Here is a 17,863-nt window from a genome sequence, read left to right on the forward strand (position 1 = left end):
CCAAGGGCACGAAGGAAGAGATATGAAGAGATTTAGGGGCAGAAGGGATAACAAAAGGATGAGACGTCTTTACTCGTTGCTGGTTTGTTTTGTGTTGGTTGGATTGTTATGCTTTGGAGTATACAACACATCTTGGGCGGCGACGGCGGCAAAGCATTATACAGAGTTGCAGCTTCCACCACTACCTCAGGTGAAGATACCGAAGTATGAACGGTATGTGATGAACAATGGTATGGTTGTGTATTTGATGGAGGATCATGAGCTACCGTTGGTGAGTGGTTCGGCTATAGTGCGTACGGGCGATCGCTTTGAACCCGCACAGAAGGTTGGTTTGGCTCTGTTGACGGGTGTTGTGATGCGCTCTGGAGGAACGATCAAGCATACACCCGATCAACTCAATGAGATTTTGGAACAACGCGCGGCAATGGTTGAAACTGGCATTGGTGAAACTGCTGGTAATGCTAGTTTTCAGTCACTCAGTGAAGATTTAGAAACGGTTTTTGGCTTGTTTGGTGAAGTTCTCCGGGAGCCAGTTTTCGCCCAGGAAAAGTTGGATTTAGCGAAAACGCAGTTGCGGGGTGCGATCGCTCGTCGCAATGATGATCCAGATGATATTGCAAGTCGGGAATTTCAGAAATTGATTTATGGCAAAGACAGTCCTTATGCTCGCACTCAGGAGTATGCAACGCTGAATAATATTTCCCGTGAGGATTTGGTGAAGTTTAAACAGCAGTCTTTTTATCCCAATAATATGATTATGGGAATTGTGGGGGATTTTGACTCAAAGAAAATGCGATCGCTCATTCAAGCTCAGTTTGCTGACTGGAAACCCAATCCCAATTTGGTTAAACCTCAGTTACCCAAAGTGTCCCAAAATAAACAAAGTGGTGTGTTTTTTGTCAATCAGCCACAACTGACTCAAAGCAATATCTTGATTGGGCATTTGGGAGGACAGTTTAATAGTCCTGATTATCCAGCGCTGGATGTGTTGAACGGAGTGTTAAATGGCTTTGGTGGACGCTTGTTTAATGAAGTGCGATCGCGTCAAGGTTTAGCTTACTCAGTTTCCGGTGCTTGGAGTCCCCGATACGACTACCCTGGAATGTTCATCGCTGGTGGACAAACACGCTCTGATGCGACAGTGCAATTCGTTAGAGCGCTACAGCAAGAAATCAAGCGTATACAAACTCAAAACGTCATGCCTAAAGAGTTAGCTTTTGCAAAAGACTCTACCCTCAACTCGTTTGTTTTCAATTTTGAAGATCCTGGGCAAACTTTATCACGCTTGATGCGGTATGAATATTATGGCTATCCGTCTGATTTTCTGTTTCGCTACCAAAAAGCAGTAGCCGCAACAACAACCGCTGATGTCAGGCGGGTAGCGCGGAAATACCTCAAACCAGATAATTTGGTGACTTTGATAGTCGGAAATCAAAGCGCTATTAAACCACCACTCACGCAGTTGGCAACGCAAGTAACCCCAATAGATGTGACAATTCCTGGTTCACCAACACAAGCAACAACAAATTAAAAAAGAATTCAGAATTCAGAATATGTCCTGCGGACACGCTGTGCGTTACCCCTTTGGGCGTGCGCTTTGCGCATACAGAAGTCAGAATCAGGAATATGAGGATTTAAATCCCTACTCAATCGAGAATCGCACAGAAGTTTAACTCAGAACGTAGTTGAAGGTTTCATTGTGACTTCTGGCGATTGACGCCTCTGTTGTTCTGTTAATACGTAGTAGTCTATCTCATTAATTTTTATGCTTTGTAGAGACGTTGCGTGCAACGTCTCTACAAGATTTTTCTAATTTCAAAACCGTTCACAATTAATGACATCAACCAGTAATAGCGTGTCTAATTCTATTTGAAAACTCAGAAGCAACATCATCAAGGATGATCACTTAGGAGTCGCAACAGCTATCAACGTCAAAAATAACATAGCAAGTGCAAGAATTGGAACTGCAAATATCACCTTTCGATAAACAGAAGCACTTTTATCTGCCACGCCATAATAAAAAGGTCGCAGTTGACCAGTTTTTTGCATTTGCTTAAGGTAGTTATCATCGTAGCGTGCCATACGGGCAAAGGGAAGTTCGCCTTTTGCTCGCTGCGGTAAAATTCGTCGTCGTTGATAAGGAACGGTGGAAAACCCAAAGTTGTTTAGATATTCTTCACTATTTAATAACTCATTAGTAAAACCCCGCAGTCCTTTGGTTGCTAAAACAATTGACCAAGCTAATTTTTCACGGTTGTCATACACATTTCGTCCCAACAAACGTTGAATGCACATTTCAACAAAGCGGTAGTTATTGTTTGTCTCGTAGTTCAACCGACGAAAAGAATCAGATAAAACTAACCCTCGAATAAAGTCCCGGACAGTAATTTGATTGGCGTGAAATTGAGATTCCAAAGCAATTTGGCGATGACTTGCAATTTGTTGTTGCTCATTGAAAACTTGCCGATATGCTGCCCGGATAATTTCATCTACTTCCGTACCTTTGGGCAAATTATCCGTAGTATATACCCTAGGTTGTTCATCACCCGGAACTTCATAGCCATTTACACGTTGATTTTGACTCGATAACGGATAACTCAGGAGAGAAATAGTCATGGTTAAAATCTTTGTTAATTAATGAACTTTTTTAATTGGATTGGGGATTGGGAATTAGGAATTGGGAATTGGGAATTACTCTCTTCAGTGCTCTAAAATTACCTCTGCCAAAGCGTTGCGTATGTTTTCTGCGTTTTCTGCGTCTGGAGCGGTTTTAAAATCGGTCATCTTTTGGCAAGAAGGGAGTAGGAATTAGAACTTCTTCCTATGATTTAATTACCCAATACCCAATACCCATTACTTACGAGCCAATACCTGCTCGTGCAACTTCAAGTAGAATGAAGCCAGCAAAAATCACACCTCCGATCCCACCAACGAGAAAGCCAGAAGAAAAGAAGCTCCAACCCCTTTTGGTTTGGAGGTTATCGGGTAAAACCCCAACAGGTTTTTGTCTTTTGCCAAACACGGAAAGACCGTAAGAATACAGGCAAAGACTTAAAACCACCACTAACCCGGATGCAGAGGCTAATCCGGCTGGAAGTGCAATGTCTGTATCGCGCAGGGGACCAAGTTTCAAGAATGGACCTAGTAAGAAATAACCATGCGCCATACCAATCTCTAGCCCGCGTGTAATTGGTGACAACCCATCACGGTAAATCGGTAAATTTTTGAGCCAACCGAGGCTGACACTGCTGTTGTTGAGGGGAGTAGCCAAGTTTCCTTGATGAAAGTCGCCTTGGTACGGCTGTACAATCCCTTCAAACACGGCGCGATCGCTAAATTGAATATCCCCAAACAAAGCATCAGCATTAAATTTCATCTCGCTGAATACAAATCCAGCGGCGATCGCTCTTGCTCTCAGGGCGTGCCAAAAATGTCCCGCTAGCAACAAGCTTGCAAAGATAACATGGAACAACATCAACCAGGTACGGACAGTGATAATCCCGTCTACAGTTGTCGTTCCAACCGGACCATAAAACACACTTGGATAAACGGTGTCATTTACCCAAACGAAAAAGGCTGCAAAGAATCCCATATAAGCAAGAGCCGCTTGACTATAGGATAAATATGCTTCACCCGACCAAACAAATAACCCTTTCGTCCATTCCTTTGGTGCGGTGTTGATATGCCAAATTCCGCCCAAGATACACATTGTTCCAACCCAGATGTGACCACCAACCACATCTTCTAGGTTATTAACACTAGCCATTCCCTTGAGTGTCCAGCCATCACGACTAAAGCCAACTAAATAGCCAAAAATCACCGCTGGATTCAAGGTTGGATGAGAAATGAGCCGGACTTGCTGGGCGACTGGGTCGTACAATCCACCAAACAACACAGCTTTGGCAACTAATAACAGCGCTCCCAGACCGAGCAATACTAAGTGGATACCGAGAATCGTTGTCATTTTGTTACCATCTTCCCAACGGTAACCAAAACCCTTCTCATCTAACTTATCTGGACCTAGCACCGCATGGTAAATACCACCTGCTCCTAACACAGCAGAACTAATCAAATGCAAAATCCCAACTACAAAATAGGGATAAGTATCGACTATTTGACCGCCTGCACCAACACCCAAACCTAATGTTGCGAGATGGGGCAACAAAATTAACCCCTGTTGGTACATTGGTACATTTGGATCGAAACGGGAGAGTTCAAACAAGGTCATTCCACCCGCCCACAGTACTATCAATCCAGCGTGGGCAACGTGGGCACCCAGGAGTTTACCTGAAAGATTGACAAAGCGGAGGTTCCCAGCCCACCAGGAATAAGGATCTTGGGACTGTGCAACGTAGTTAACAGCGACTGTTGGATCGTCAGAAAATCCAAGAGTTTTCAAAGGACTTACATTCGTTGATGTCATATTATTTCACCTGTCCGCGTGTGGATGCGATGACTTTACCTTCTGTGAAGCTGTAACCTCCAGCCCGCAGTGCATGGAACAGATGTCCTTGCAAAAAGAAGAAGCCCAACCAAAAATGAGCATTCGCGAGCCAGACTCGACTAGTTAATGCTCCATCTGTACTAGCAAAGAGGGGGAAGCGATCGAATATCAATGTTAAAGTTGGTCCATAGAACTCTGTTGGGAATACTATTGTATTCACTGAAACAAACAGTGTTGCCACAAATGCCATCAAGCTTACGGCTCCAATGCTGTAGGATAAATAGGCTTCACCGGACCAGACAAATAAGTTCTTTGCCCATCGGAATGGTTGAGTGCGAATATGCCACAATCCACCCAACACACACATCGCACCAACCCAAATATGACCACCGATCACATCCTCCAGGTTATTGACACTCGCTAACCAAAGCTTGCCATGCGTACCGAATAAATAGCCAAAAATTACTCCTGGATCCAAAGTCGGGTTTGTGATCAAGCGAACGCTTTTCGTGAGTGGGTCGTAAATTCCCCCAAAAGCCATTGCTTTGGCAACTAACAAGAATGCACCTATCCCCAACACGATCAAATGAATGCCAAGAATACTTGTCATTTTGTTGGCATCATCCCATCTGTAGCCAAAACTTGGAAATTTTGTTTCCAGCTGTTTGGGGCCTACGAACGTATGGAAAAGTCCGCCCGCTCCCAAAAACGCAGAGCTAATCAGATGAATCACACCAACTACAAAGTATAGGTAGGTATCTACAATTTGACCACCTTCACCAACACCAAGCCCTAAGCGAGCCAAGTTTGGCAGTAGAATCAAACCCTGCTCATACATTGGGCGTGTTACGTCGAAATTAGCAACTTCAAATAGCGTCATCGCTCCTGCCCAGAGTACAATCAACCCTGCATGGGCAACATGAGCACCGAGTAATTGTCCGGAGAGGTTAACTAAACGGGCATTCCCGGCTCTCCAGGGAATCTCCTCGGTTCTTCCATCTACAGTTGTTACTGTTGTTGCAGTTGTTGCTGTCATCGTCTGAATTGCTCCTTGAAAAATTTAATTTTGTCGTACTGAGTTTTCAGCGCTGAGTTGGTGAGTAAAGAAGTTAGGACTTACACACGCGCTACTTCCCGCATAGCGGCAAGGGTATTACTTGTACGCATGATTGCGCACAGATGAGACCACAAATCGTAGAGTGGGCATTGTCCATACAGCGGTTTTCATATGAATAGATCACAAATCGTAGGGTGGGCATTGCTCAGAAAAGCCTATGTGATAGACATTTGAGATCTTGGTGAGCAATGCCCACCTTACAGAAAACCGCTGTAAAAGCCATACCATTCTCTACTCCTTCACTCCCTCACTCTCTGTCTGAGACAGGGAGTGAGAATTGCTGTAACTTTGCTGAGGTTATGAGGTGAATTGGAATTTATATACTTCTCACTTCGGACTCCCAACTCAAGCAGTCGGATTGACAACGTTTGTAATCACAGCAGGTCTCACATCCTTGGCGATGAAGTCAAAGAAAGTATTGAAGTAAATACCACGGGCTGCTTTACGTGCTCGATAAGCGTGCCAGATATGACCGACTAATGCGAGAAATCCGAAAGCAGCATGAACGCTCGACAAAGCTGCACGCACCGATACACTTGCGCCATTGATAGATCCATAAAACACGTTTGGGTAAGCAATCTCGTTTACTGAGACAAAACAAGCAACACTAAAACCAGCGATCGCCAAAGCTCCTAAACTATACGAAAGATAAGCTTCACCCGACCACACCAAAGCTCGTTTAGCCCAATCAAGAGGCTGTGAGACGATGTGAAAGATTCCGCCAGCTATGCAAAGAACGCTAACCCATACATGTCCCCCAATCACATCTTCTAAATTATCCACGCTAGCCATGCCAGTTATCGTCCAGCCATTCGGACTGAACCCAAATAGATAGCCAAATATTTGAGTAGGGTCTAAATTCGGCTGAATCAGGCGTACCTGCTCTGCTATAGGGTCATATATTCCTCCATAACGCGTGGCTTTCAAGACCAGCAGCAATGCTCCCAAACCCAGCATGATGAGATTAATTCCTAATATACTGGTAATCTTGTTGCCGTTTTGCCAGTTATAGCCAAACCCTTTCTCATCCAGAACTTCCGATCCTAATACGGCGTGATAAATTCCCCCTGCACCTAAAACGGCTGAACTGATAAGGTGCAGCATTCCAATAACATAGTAGGGATAAATATCCACGATTTGACCGCCGTCACCCACCCCAAAACCCAGCGTTGCAAGATGTGGTAGTAGAATCAAACCCTGCTCGTACATCGGTTTGGCAAGATCAAAGCGCGAAATCTCAAACAGAGTCATCGCGCCTGCCCACAAGACAATTAGCCCAGCATGGGCGACATGTGCCCCTAATAATCGCCCAGAAAGATTAATAAACCGAGCATTACCAGCCAATAGCGGTGCGCCCGATTCCCCCTCGGCTTTTTCATCAGAAGACCAGCCCAGAGTCCGAAACACAGGCTTCCAAAAAATTGAAACGGTCATGCAGTATTCCTTTTTGATGAGCATCAAAAACAGCCGATTGGAATGACCAACCGTTGCTTTTTTTAACTGGTTCCGTCTCTTAAAGGATCGTGTGTTCTCACTGGTGTCACTCGCTCTCTCCCAGATATTTAGATATCAGAAGATATCAGACATCAAGTATTTAGATATCAGACATCAAGAAAATAAAATTATCTAATGAGATTTTATAGCGATAAATTTCATTATGCAGGTTGAGAGGATTTGCACAATACAAATTCAAAATTTCGTTACATTAATTTGGATTTTGTTACTTAATCTAGATTTTATGGGTGCAAAACGCTCTTAGCTTTGCGATTAGACAATACGTCACCATCCTTCTTCTGCTCTTTACGTTAAACACCTTGCCAAAATCATCATCAAAATCTGGCAAGAGCCACTAATTGAGTGAAATGCCATCACATTTCTTTCGTTGGCATTTGCGAGCAGCATTAGAGTTAGCGGTTTTTGGTTCAAAATCTCGACAAGTTATCGCTTCTTCCGAGCAAGCAATCATAGGGTTTACCGTACACTTAAGGCGGTGATCATTCGTAAAAAAATCACAGCGGTGGCAAGGAATTTGATGCATTCTTTTTACTTGAGCAGTTCCTTGTTTGAAAGCTAGGACAACACTACAAGCAAATCCGATCAGGATTGAAACCCAGAGGCAGATAAAAAATATAGCTAGCATTATTCATCCTCAAAAAATATTGCAAACAATGACCAAGCCCTCTTCAGGGAGTGGGTGTAAAAGTGTAAAGTCAATAAATCTCCTGCTTTTTTACACCCCTATACCCTTTTCATAACCCGCAGTTAATGAGTTTCAACGATAGGGATCACAGTGAAAAACTCTTAGCTCACCAAAGCAGTTAAATAAACTCTATTTAAATAAAATTGTTTAATAAATACACACAAACTTAGAGTTCAACAAAAGCTATATTAATGTCAGAAAGCTTAATATAGGACTAATATTTGATTTTTGAAAAAAACTCCGTACGCTTTTATTGCTTCTTAAGCGTTGCCTGTTCCCTGTTAAGCGTTCCCTGCCTCTACGAGTCAATTCAGAAATCAAATCGGATTCCTATAGTTTATGAGTAATAGAAGGGGTAGAGTCGGTATGAAAAAAGAACTCGTAACTGCTGGATTTGTCTTTTTATCTTTGAGTTTACCACTAAAAGCTTCGGCTGCAGGTTTTAGTCAATTTAACGTATTTGGTGATAGTCTCTCGGATACAGGTAATGTGTTCACTGTTTCTCAGCAAAACTCACCTACAGGTCCGATTCCCCCAGATCCACCTTACTTTCAAGGACGGTTATCCAATAATAAGATTTGGGTGGACTATTTTGGACAAGATATAGGATTGACTCCTACATTATTTGCTAATCTAAGTACTCAAACTCCAACTCAAGGTATTAACTTTGCCTTCGTAGGTTCTCTCTCTGGTGAAGACAATGCTTTCGTTCCAGGCGCACCAGGAGTGCTCAAGCAAGTCGCCTCCTTTGTAGGAAATAACCAGAAGGTAGATCCCAATGCACTCTATGCTGTATGGGGAGGTGGAAATGATTACTTGTTTGGTCAGAATCCTAATGTTAATCAAACAGTTAGTAATTTATCAAATGCGGTAGGAGCACTTGCCCAAGCTGGTGCGAAAAATATTTTGGTCTTTAACTTGCCAGATTTAGGGAAGATTCCGCTTGCAGTCAGAACTGGAAATTCCAGCAGTTTAACGACTTTAACAAATATTCACAATGCTGCATTGGCATCAGCTTTGGGTCAATTCAGCAACATTCCTGGCGTCAATATCATCCCTGTTGATATTAATTCTTTGTTTAATAGGGTAATCGCCAATCCAGGAGAATTTGGGTTCAAAGATGTCAACACTTCTTGTGTAGTGTATGACATCAGAAGCAACCAAGTATTGAAAACCTGTAATAACCCTAATGATTATTTGTTTTTTGATGAGGTTCATCCCACTACAAATGCTCATAAGCTTGTAGCAGAAACAGCACTGGCGGCGATTAGGGCTAAGTCCGTTCCTGAATCCTCCACAGGATTAGCTCTATTACCGCTTGGTGTTTTGGGCGCAGCAGCAATGCTCAAACGCAGACAAAAAACAGTTAGCCCTGAGTTCAGTAGCAAGTCAAATTTTGTCACCAAGTGACGTATTATACGCAGCCGAAGTGAGCCGTGATTCTGAGGAATAACGGCTATGTTTTTCATCAACTTCAGTCAAGACTCAACTATTTCTCGGGAGATTTCAGAGCCTCATCTAGAACTTGTCGAGCTTGTTCTGCTTTTGCTCTTGCTTCTTGATAACGCAGATTAGCTTGAGCATAATTTTTGAGAATTTTAAAACCTTCTTTCAGGCGAGTAATTTCCTCCTCAGTCACAGCATTATCCGAAAATAAAACGTCAACTGCCTTACGAACTTCCATAGCTTCAGTGCGTGATTCCTGCACTTTCAACTTGAGCGTAGCTAAGTTGCTCAAAACTTGGACAGCCTGGGTAATGGCGTCTTCATCGCCAGCAGTATCTGTTGATGTTTCTTTGACTTCAATGAGTTGTTTGGGGCCAAATCCATCTTCCAGTTCCGTAGGTAATTTCCCTTCATCCATCAGTTTCATTAACTGATCCATTGCTTTGTCGCGGGCTTTGGCTGAATCTCTACCAGGAACGTCGAAGATAATTTCTGGACTTTGAGCAAGAGTGTACTTAACCATAATTAGGCAGAAAATTTGCAACTAAACCAAGCCAGGGTAATAATCTTAACGCGAAATCAAGCTTTAAGACCATTAAATGATCCACTGTGCAATAATAGTTCTTTATTGAACAGGATCGGTATCATTTTATTCAAAAAAATAAAATTAGCAGGGGGATGTAAAGGTTTTTCTTTATCGCCAATAGTACGATCTTTCCAAGTTCTGAAAAATGAAACTTTATACTGGAAGAAGAGTTTTTTCGCTATGAGGGAAGAGCAATGGCTCCAAATCCCACCATCATGCAAGCTGTGGAACAATTGGGTTACCGCGTCACTGTTGGAGATGTGGCAACTCAGGCAGGATTAAATGTCGCTGAATCAAGTCAAGGGTTATTAGCTCTTGCGTCTGATGCAGGCGGACATATGCAAGTGAGTGATACGGGTGACATTATTTATTTATTTCCAAAAGACTTCCGGTCAATATTACGGAATAAGTATTTGCAATTACAATTACAGGAGTGGTGGAAAAAAGTTTGGGGTATTGTATTTTACCTAATTCGGATATCCTTTGGAATTCTCTTAATTGTTTCCATCGCTTTAATAACTATTAGCATCATTTTAATCCTCTCATCGTTGAACTCAGACCGTGATAACAACGATAGAGGTGGCGATTTTAGTGGTGGCTTCTTCTATTTCCCAGATTTGTTCTGGTATCTCAGTCCAGATTACAACGCCCGTCAGAGGGAAAGACGCCGCGAGAAAAGCGATCTCAATTTCTTTGAAGCCGTATTTTCGTTTTTGTTTGGCGATGGTAACCCCAATATCAAATTAGAAGAACGCCGTTGGCAAGAAATTGCTGCGGTGATTCGTCATAACCGGGGTGCGATCGCCGCAGAACAAATTGCACCGTATCTTGATGATATAGGAGAAGGTTCTGCAAGAGAGTACGAAGACTATATGCTACCTGTTCTGACTCGCTTCAATGGACAACCCAAAGTCAGCCCTGAAGGAGAGATTGTTTATGACTTTCCAGAGTTGCAGGTGAGTGCAGCCAAAAAATACCGTCAGTCTGTGTCAGCTTATTTGGAAGAATTTTCTTGGCGCTTTAGTGCGGCGAGTTCAGGACAAATTATGCTGAGTGCAGGGTTGGGTGTTGCAAATTTTGTTGGCGCATTAGTGCTAGGAAGTTTGTTGAGGAATGGCGCAATAGCTGCCCAAATAGGTGGACTCGTTGCTTTTGCACATGGAATTTATTGGTTATTATTGGCTTACGGAACAGGTTTTTTAGTTGTTCCGTTAATACGGTATTTTTGGATTCAATGGCGCAATAGCAAAATTGCTGAACGTAACGGCGATCGCCTGTCCCGCGCCAGACAAGTAGCAGATCCAGACTCTGCGTTGCAGCAGAAAATAGCTTATGCTCAGCAGTTTGCAGCAGAAAAAGTTCTTGGTGATCAAGATTTGGTCTACTCTACTGAAACTGATTTATTAGAACAGGAAGTTGAACGTTCTCAAAAAACTGACGCTGAGTGGCAAAAGCGCTTGCAGCGAGAGAGTGGGGAGTAGGGGAGAGTGTGGGAGTGTGGGAGTGTGGGAAAATATCTTTCCCAGGACTTACGCAAACAAACCCGGTTTATACCAAAAATTGTCTGTTTGTCAACCAAATACGAACGAAGAAACCGGGTTTCTAGCAGATAGTGCGTAAGTCCTATTTTCTTCTTTCCTTCCCTCCTTCCCTTCCTCCTCCTGATCTACTTAACCCGAATAGGTGCTAAAGCAACACCTTTGTAATAGTAATTCAAAATTTGCAGGTGGTTGTATCCACGCGATGCTAGATTATAAGCCCCCCACTGACTCATGCCTAAAGCATGACCATAGCCAAGCCCTGTGAATGTAAAGCTTCCATTCGCATTGCTGACGGTAAAGCGGGTGCTTTTTAGCTTAAGAACTGTACGCACATCCTCACCTGTTAGCACTTTCTCACCCTTGTCACCAACTATTTTCAAAGCTTTCACGCTTCCGAAAGGCGATGTACTTCCAGGAATAATTTGCTTGACATTTCCAACTTCTGGAACTAAAACGCTAATTTCTGCCGGGGAAAAAGTTCTGCTCCAGTTACATTCCTTGATATTTTGGTCAAAGTCTGGAACAGCACGCAGGTATGGTTGAGTGCTTCCCCAAACATCTTCCGAGTTTTCAGTGTGTCCGCCAGAACATGCGTGGAAGACAGAGAGAATAACTCTATTTTTGTAAGTTAGTACTTCGCCAGCTGTAGCATCAACTGCAGCGTAAGTAGTAGGAGATTCACTGCTAACGCCTTGGTAAATTTGCCAACGATCTGGTGAAGCACCCAAATCATAAAGGGGATTATTGCGCTGTCTCTGACGCTCATAAAGAGCATATGTACGAGCGGCGATCGCCTGAGCTTTCAAAGCTTCACTGGGCCACCGGGGGTCCATTTCGCCACCGATAACGCTGTAGAGATATTCGTCCAAAGCAACCCAGTTAACAACAGATAAACCTTTTTGTGAAGGAACAACAAGAGTTCTGCCGCGATACCAGCGATCGCCAATATAAACGAATCCCTTACCTGTTGGCTCAACCCAAAACAGATTAGAACGCCACTTATCCAAAGCAATTCCACCAGGAACCGCTTGAACAGAGTAAGGACTCATTGCTGGTAACTCTCCTAGAGTACGACCACTACTATCCTTGATAACTGCAGTGGTAGAACTACCGACTTTCACCTGATTGACGTCCCTTTGAATTGCCACACGCAGGATGACAGACGATGCTTGAGATGGGGCAACCATAGCTATCCATATGAGGATACCAAGCCACCAATGGCGTCCTTTGACGTTGGAAAAGAAAGAGGCTAGGAACACTTGGGATTTCATGCTGAGAATTATAGTTACACCTATATTTGGTTTGACGCTTGCTTTTACAGTAGTTTCCTTTCAAGTAGGATTTTAACTCTACCAAATGATAGATGAACTATCACAAGCTCTCAACACTATTTGTATAGTATTTGGTTTTTTGAGCGTTCAAACTTTTAGAACTTATGCATTGACAAAAGAGGAAATCTATGTATCGTGTAAGAAGAAGGAAATTTTCAAGGGATTGCGCGGAGCGCACAGGCCAAGGGCGTATCGGGAATTTACAAGGACTTACTTAAAGACTTAACCGTGATTGACATTGCAAGAACAAAAAGCTTCCGTTGCTAGCAGGGATACTTTCAATCCTTGCTAACAGCGAAAGCTGGTAGATACACACAACTATTTCTAACAAATCAATCCGAATTTTACCCCGACACGTAACCTTGAGTACCATTACTATTTTCCATATTTGGTGTGACTTTATTACTAGTGGACTCGACCAAGTACCAAATAATCACGATTCCAAAGCCCAAGCCTTGACTTCAGGTATGGGTACTGTTGCGATTGCCCAAAGGGCAGACGCAATCATGCGTCTCGCCACGGTGTTGTTGTGTTTCGCGTCTGTTGCTGATAGTCATTGTGACCTCCTCCGAAGCGATAGCTAGCCCCTAAGGGGGCGCTGCGCAAACGCAGCTGCGCAAAGCGCAGATCGCAACCGACTGTTTTTAGTAGCGCGTGCGTAAGTCCTACTAAAATTAGTTGGAAATCAGCGGTTTGTTAGCAAAATCACCTAAGCCGATACTAGAAAGCAAATCCTGCCACTCTTGCTCAAGAGTCACATCTTGGGGATTTTTTTGACGCAATTGTGCCACAGTTGTTAATGCTTCATACCATATTCCATTGCTCGCATAGATAGCAACTTGCTGTCTTGGCTGTGCCTGCTTGATTTGTTGGATGATCCCCGCCTTTAAGTTAACTCGTTGTATGACTCCTTCAACATAAATTGGGCTTTGTTGCTTTTGGCGATGTTCCCTAAGGGAGCCGCCCAAAGGGCTATCGCAGTACACATTTAAGAACCAGCGGTACTGTTTTCCTGTAGTGAGTGGAGAAACACTAGCAGGTAAAGAAACGCTCATGACTCCAGGTTCACTTGGTAAGGTAATATCCTGTCGGTAGACTAGATTTGATTCTGCATCAACCAACACAAAATTAGCGGGGTAGGCAGAACCTTTGACATAAGGTGTGTAGAACCAGAAAGTTGGGCGTTCTGCTGTGGTTTGTCCCCAAACATTCATCACCGAAGTTGGTTGTTCAATCAAAGGAACTAAAGCCGTGAGTCCAGGTTTAGCAACTGGACATTGACCGCGACTAGCTCCCCCATACCGACGACCACCAGGAGGTTGTCCTGGCGGAAGTGGAGGTAAGACAAGGCGCAGAGGCTGCTTGCGAGAATAAGTCGTTGTTAAGGGTTTTGATTGTGATGCAGACTGAGCGATCACCGATATTGTGCTAGGGAGCAAACTTAAGTACCCCAGCACAACTGCCAACAACAGTTTCATCGGTTGTAAAATCATTTTCATAAATCACTGTTAACTATCGAGTGTTAACTGTTGAGTGTTAACTATGAATCATCTTGAATTTTGAAACAAAACAATACTCATTGTTCCGACAAGTGCCAACGCTGAAGGTACAAATGGCACCCAATATCCTTGGATGAGTAGACCAAAGCATACGACAAAGACGTAGAGAACTCCAGAATAGACAAAGACAAAAAGTGTCAATCTGGGGAGTAAACGCACCCGCCAAGCCAGAACTGCTCCTACCACAGAAGCGCCACAAATCCAGATCACCTCACCCCACAATGACCAAACTTGCAACAAAGGACGTTTATCGAGGACAGCGCTGAGGAGTTGGCTGACCATTTGTGCTTGTACAAGCAATCCTGACATTCGCTGATCAAACTGATTTTCATATGGTGTGCCCCAATAGTCACGAGACTCTCCTATAGATACAACACCAATTAGGACAATTCGGTTTTTGATCGCATCTGGATTAACCTGATTTGATAAAACTTGTGTCAGCGTCACTTGTTCTGCAATGTTCTGTGAGGAACGATAGTTCAGCAAAATTTGACCACCATTAGCATCAATGCCTTGATATCCGCCACTGTGAGAGTTCAAACCAGGAAAAACAGTATTGCCAAGCTGCAAATCCCCTTGTGTGGTGAACTTTGGTTGAATTCTCTTCTCAGCAAGCAAATAACGAAATGCTAGCTGTGTACTGAATGCATAATCAGCAGTACACCCAGAGACAGCCTCCTGTTCCATAAACAACAGATGTCGCCGTACCACGCCATCAGGATCATGAATAAAGTCGCTAAATCCCAGACGTTCTTTTGGGATTTCCGGTGGCGGCGCAGTACTCTTAACAGGTATTGCAGCATCACTGTGCTTACAAACCCCAATCAAATTTTCAGTTTGTTTGAGACGAGGAATTAAATTTGGGTCTTGCGCTTTAAAATCTCGGTAGATATCTAAGCCAATAGCGCGGGGTTCGTACTGCTGAAGTTTATCCAAAAGTTTATTGAGAGAGATATCTGAGAGAGATTTTCCATTTACATCCTCGCCCCTTTGCCGTTGAGCATCAATATCTGCATCATCAATTGCTACCACCAGCAGGCGTGGATCGCTTTCCTCGTGGAAGATGAGGGAACGTAGACGCATCATCTGGTCAAAAGCTTGGAGTTCAGTCATTTGCAGTAACCCCAAAAACCTTAGTCCACAAACTAGGGCAGTGATCACCACTGAGGACAACAACGCTACTGCAAATCTGGGTGGAATCTGTGGCGGAACAGGCGATCGCTCTAATGGTTCTGGTGGTTCCACCTCAACCTTACCCGTAATCTCGGACCAAGTAGGAGGAATTTGTGCTAGATTTTGACAAATGACTGGTAACCAAGTCGCGCAGGGAAACTTGTCCTCAAGACCTTGCAACCGTTCCCGTGCTTCCCGCACTGCTTGATAAAAGGACTCACCTCTAGCAAACCCTTGTAGAAAAGACTTCAAAAATTCCTGTGCAACTAAGTCTGGAACGGGTTCGCGCATAACAATTATCTGCGGAATTTGCAAATCAGCCAGTTCTCGCGCCAGTCCCAGTCCATCGCAGGAGTTGAAGATTGCCAGTTGCAGTCCACGTTGCACAGTTTTTCTCAGGGCATAGCGTAATTCGCTGATGGTGAGACTATCGGTTTTATTTAAGTAGATTCGCCCAGATCCATCTTTGTCATGACTCGAACTGTGTCCAGCAAAGAAAAGAATATCCCAGCTGTTACCCCACAGAAAGTCAGTCAATTCTTTGCGTTGAGGTTCCACCAAAAACGTAACATCTGCATCTGTTAGCTCTTGCAGCAAAGCACGGTCAACTTCTGTGTCAATCCCCTGACTATTGCCAACAATAGCTAAAATACGAACTTTTTTATTAAGTGTTTTCTGAGAAAATATCTTTTCGTATGTAGGCGATGCTAAGGCAAATTCAGCTTTTGGATATCGTTCTAGCAAATCCCACAAATGCCAAGGCAAAAGTTGCAACTGAGTATTTTCAGTTTGTAAAATCACCCGAACTTCATCCGTAGGCAATAATTTTTCTAGCCATTTTTCGCGGATGGGGCGAAATTCTTCTGTTCGTAGCCACGTGTTGAAGCGCGATCGCAAAATATGAGCAATATTGTCACAGTCTTGGGTGATGGACACATTTGTCACCTGCATTTTATCAGCAGACAAACGATAACTATTCCCCAATCTGAGATAGCTAGACTGCCAGTGGCTATAGTACAGTGGCATTTCTCCAGCAGCAGGTAACTTACCCGTGATTTCAGTTGAGGGACGCTCACCTTCTTCACCGATTTGTAGCGTTACAGCAAACCCCTGCTCAAAGCTACCTTCTGCAAATTTCAGAACCACAAGCTTGCCCATAATTAAAGCAAAAGTACACGAAGTTGGGAAGCAGAATAATTTTTAACAATTGAAGCCTTAAGTCTTGACTATTGAGCTTTAACTAAATGATAAAGTTCTGTGTGACACTTGCATCATTCAATGATACTTTAACGCTAAACTGCTCTGCAGGTTCGCCTCTAAACTGTAATTGCAGGTAATTATCTGCACTTCTGGCTTGAGTTTCCAGAAAAACGGTTCCAGACTGATCTAGCACTGTCAGTTGTACTCCTGGTATAAGGTAAATTTTATTACCTGTAGGATGCAACTGAAGACGAATGCCTGTTTGTTGGTCAGTTTTCGGTCGAATTTCGACAATTAATATGACGGGTTGATTGGCAATTTGGATTCCTAAATCAATCAACTTTGCGCGTTTGGTAAATGCTTGTGTTTTATTAGTATCGTTTTGCACAAGCGTCTCACCATTACGAAAAGCATAACCTGGTCTAATTTCCGGCTGATTCCACAAAGATTCTACTGTTTGCCAACTAGCATCGAAGATTCCAACCAACCACTGGCTCAAATTCACCAATGTCCTAACCGGTGTTTGTCGCAGCTGTGCGATATATTCGATAAAATCTTCTAAAGGTTGCAGTTGACTTAAAGGTAACTCTTCAGTTGCGACATTACGAACAAACCCTAGTAACTTTGCTTGCTGAAGCGATTCATCTATTTGGACGACGACATAACCCACTCGTTCTTCCCAAGTTTCTGGGGGAATGTAACATGTCTCTTGCCCCAAACGCATGGGACGACACTCTAAACGCCCGATTCCCGGCAACTCTAAGTCTGCCACATCACTACATAAACGGATAATAGAGTTCCAACTGTCACATTCTGTTAACTGAGTGGGAATATCCATCATTTCCAAGTATTCATTTACCACCCATACACAAAGCGTATTTAGTCGGACTTGTTCGGCTTTTTCAGGAGTTGGTTGCTGATTGGCGAACTGCTGGGCAGTTCTACACGCTGCTTGAGTCATAGGCAACGTTAAAGCTAAATCGTCTAAATTGTGGTTGGTGCGCCTCATATGAAATCCCCAGTGAAGAACGCTGCTACATACATATCGTTCAAAGGTATGTTATTTACGCAAGAGTAAAAAAAGCAATATTTCAATATAAAAGCTAAATTAAGCGTCTTACCAATAGAGTTGGGCAAAAGATTGTAATCATTTTTAACAATTTATGACAAAAAAATCCCCCATATCTGTACCGACAAACACAGGATTAATACTCAAGTGTTGACAGATGTGGGGGAGTAATCTACTCGGATTTTGGTTAATCAACT

At 43.3% G+C, this 17,863-nt stretch carries 14 protein-coding genes; 4 read left to right on the forward strand and 10 right to left on the reverse strand.

Annotated features, from left to right (window positions below; genetic code table 11):
• The first annotated feature begins 58 nt into the window (after positions 1 to 58).
• On the forward strand, positions 59 to 1,531 hold the full coding sequence (locus tag AC5JM2_RS24950; protein ID WP_495837507.1) for a M16 family metallopeptidase: 1,473 nt from the start codon (positions 59 to 61) through the stop codon (positions 1,529 to 1,531).
• Positions 1,532 to 1,902: 371 nt separating this feature from the next.
• Here AC5JM2_RS24950 and AC5JM2_RS24955 read toward each other — a convergent pair whose 3' ends face one another.
• From AC5JM2_RS24955 to AC5JM2_RS24975, 5 genes are all read right to left on the reverse strand, one after another.
• On the reverse strand, positions 1,903 to 2,616 hold the full coding sequence (locus AC5JM2_RS24955) for a phycobilisome rod-core linker polypeptide (protein ID WP_495837508.1): 714 nt from the start codon (positions 2,614 to 2,616) through the stop codon (positions 1,903 to 1,905).
• A gap of 241 nt (positions 2,617 to 2,857) precedes the next feature.
• A complete protein-coding gene (locus AC5JM2_RS24960; RefSeq protein WP_495837509.1) occupies positions 2,858 to 4,423 on the reverse strand; it encodes a chlorophyll a/b binding light-harvesting protein in 1,566 nt (521 codons plus the stop codon).
• 1 nt (position 4,424) lies between these two features.
• Positions 4,425 to 5,480, reverse strand: a complete 1,056-nt coding sequence (locus AC5JM2_RS24965; RefSeq protein WP_495837510.1) for a chlorophyll a/b binding light-harvesting protein — start codon at positions 5,478 to 5,480, stop codon at positions 4,425 to 4,427.
• A 426-nt stretch (positions 5,481 to 5,906) separates the two neighbouring features.
• On the reverse strand, positions 5,907 to 6,995 hold the full coding sequence (locus AC5JM2_RS24970) for a chlorophyll a/b binding light-harvesting protein (protein ID WP_495837511.1): 1,089 nt from the start codon (positions 6,993 to 6,995) through the stop codon (positions 5,907 to 5,909).
• Positions 6,996 to 7,410: 415 nt separating this feature from the next.
• Entirely contained in the window at positions 7,411 to 7,701 is a 291-nt protein-coding gene (locus AC5JM2_RS24975) for a hypothetical protein (protein WP_495837512.1), read from the reverse strand.
• 399 nt (positions 7,702 to 8,100) lie between these two features.
• Here AC5JM2_RS24975 and AC5JM2_RS24980 point away from each other — a divergent pair, with 399 nt between their 5' ends.
• The gene (locus AC5JM2_RS24980) at positions 8,101 to 9,171 is read left to right on the forward strand and encodes an SGNH/GDSL hydrolase family protein (RefSeq protein WP_495837513.1); all 1,071 of its coding nucleotides are present in this window, start codon (positions 8,101 to 8,103) and stop codon (positions 9,169 to 9,171) included.
• Positions 9,172 to 9,250: 79 nt separating this feature from the next.
• On the opposite strand, the gene AC5JM2_RS24985 is transcribed toward AC5JM2_RS24980, so the two are convergent.
• A complete protein-coding gene (locus tag AC5JM2_RS24985) occupies positions 9,251 to 9,730 on the reverse strand; it encodes a hypothetical protein (protein ID WP_495837514.1) in 480 nt (159 codons plus the stop codon).
• A gap of 257 nt (positions 9,731 to 9,987) precedes the next feature.
• Here AC5JM2_RS24985 and AC5JM2_RS24990 point away from each other — a divergent pair, with 257 nt between their 5' ends.
• Positions 9,988 to 11,274, forward strand: a complete 1,287-nt coding sequence (locus AC5JM2_RS24990) for a hypothetical protein (protein ID WP_495837515.1) — start codon at positions 9,988 to 9,990, stop codon at positions 11,272 to 11,274.
• A gap of 185 nt (positions 11,275 to 11,459) precedes the next feature.
• Here AC5JM2_RS24990 and AC5JM2_RS24995 read toward each other — a convergent pair whose 3' ends face one another.
• On the reverse strand, positions 11,460 to 12,605 hold the full coding sequence (locus AC5JM2_RS24995) for a SpoIID/LytB domain-containing protein (protein ID WP_495837516.1): 1,146 nt from the start codon (positions 12,603 to 12,605) through the stop codon (positions 11,460 to 11,462).
• A gap of 422 nt (positions 12,606 to 13,027) precedes the next feature.
• Between AC5JM2_RS24995 and AC5JM2_RS25000 the strand changes: the two genes are divergently transcribed.
• Positions 13,028 to 13,249 carry a hypothetical protein gene (locus tag AC5JM2_RS25000; protein ID WP_495837517.1) on the forward strand — a complete coding sequence of 74 codons (222 nt, stop codon included), beginning with the start codon at positions 13,028 to 13,030 and terminating at the stop codon, positions 13,247 to 13,249.
• 90 nt (positions 13,250 to 13,339) lie between these two features.
• Here AC5JM2_RS25000 and AC5JM2_RS25005 read toward each other — a convergent pair whose 3' ends face one another.
• From AC5JM2_RS25005 to AC5JM2_RS25015, 3 genes are all read right to left on the reverse strand, one after another.
• Entirely contained in the window at positions 13,340 to 14,164 is an 825-nt protein-coding gene (locus AC5JM2_RS25005; RefSeq protein WP_495837518.1) for a DUF928 domain-containing protein, read from the reverse strand.
• A 48-nt stretch (positions 14,165 to 14,212) separates the two neighbouring features.
• Positions 14,213 to 16,555 carry a CHASE2 domain-containing protein gene (locus AC5JM2_RS25010; RefSeq protein ID WP_495837519.1) on the reverse strand — a complete coding sequence of 781 codons (2,343 nt, stop codon included), beginning with the start codon at positions 16,553 to 16,555 and terminating at the stop codon, positions 14,213 to 14,215.
• A gap of 82 nt (positions 16,556 to 16,637) precedes the next feature.
• Positions 16,638 to 17,606 (reverse strand): DUF1822 family protein, encoded by a 969-nt coding sequence (locus AC5JM2_RS25015; RefSeq protein ID WP_495837520.1) that lies wholly within the window; start codon positions 17,604 to 17,606, stop codon positions 16,638 to 16,640.
• Between the last annotated feature and the right edge of the window lie 257 nt (positions 17,607 to 17,863).

The sequence above is a fragment of the Brasilonema angustatum genome, assembly GCF_059505445.1.

What these genes read in the sequence shown, in the direction of transcription:
- AC5JM2_RS24950 (WP_495837507.1), top strand. Translation starts at nt 59, where the DNA reads ATGAGACGTCTTTACTCGTTGCTGGTTTGTTTTGTGTTGGTTGGATTG.
- AC5JM2_RS24955 (WP_495837508.1), bottom strand. Translation starts at nt 2,616, where the DNA reads ATGACTATTTCTCTCCTGAGTTATCCGTTATCGAGTCAAAATCAACGT.
- AC5JM2_RS24960 (WP_495837509.1), bottom strand. Translation starts at nt 4,423, where the DNA reads ATGACATCAACGAATGTAAGTCCTTTGAAAACTCTTGGATTTTCTGAC.
- AC5JM2_RS24965 (WP_495837510.1), bottom strand. Translation starts at nt 5,480, where the DNA reads ATGACAGCAACAACTGCAACAACAGTAACAACTGTAGATGGAAGAACC.
- AC5JM2_RS24970 (WP_495837511.1), bottom strand. Translation starts at nt 6,995, where the DNA reads ATGACCGTTTCAATTTTTTGGAAGCCTGTGTTTCGGACTCTGGGCTGG.
- AC5JM2_RS24975 (WP_495837512.1), bottom strand. Translation starts at nt 7,701, where the DNA reads ATGCTAGCTATATTTTTTATCTGCCTCTGGGTTTCAATCCTGATCGGA.
- AC5JM2_RS24980 (WP_495837513.1), top strand. Translation starts at nt 8,101, where the DNA reads ATGAGTAATAGAAGGGGTAGAGTCGGTATGAAAAAAGAACTCGTAACT.
- AC5JM2_RS24985 (WP_495837514.1), bottom strand. Translation starts at nt 9,730, where the DNA reads ATGGTTAAGTACACTCTTGCTCAAAGTCCAGAAATTATCTTCGACGTT.
- AC5JM2_RS24990 (WP_495837515.1), top strand. Translation starts at nt 9,988, where the DNA reads ATGGCTCCAAATCCCACCATCATGCAAGCTGTGGAACAATTGGGTTAC.
- AC5JM2_RS24995 (WP_495837516.1), bottom strand. Translation starts at nt 12,605, where the DNA reads ATGAAATCCCAAGTGTTCCTAGCCTCTTTCTTTTCCAACGTCAAAGGA.
- AC5JM2_RS25005 (WP_495837518.1), bottom strand. Translation starts at nt 14,164, where the DNA reads ATGAAAATGATTTTACAACCGATGAAACTGTTGTTGGCAGTTGTGCTG.
- AC5JM2_RS25010 (WP_495837519.1), bottom strand. Translation starts at nt 16,555, where the DNA reads ATGGGCAAGCTTGTGGTTCTGAAATTTGCAGAAGGTAGCTTTGAGCAG.
- AC5JM2_RS25015 (WP_495837520.1), bottom strand. Translation starts at nt 17,606, where the DNA reads ATGAGGCGCACCAACCACAATTTAGACGATTTAGCTTTAACGTTGCCT.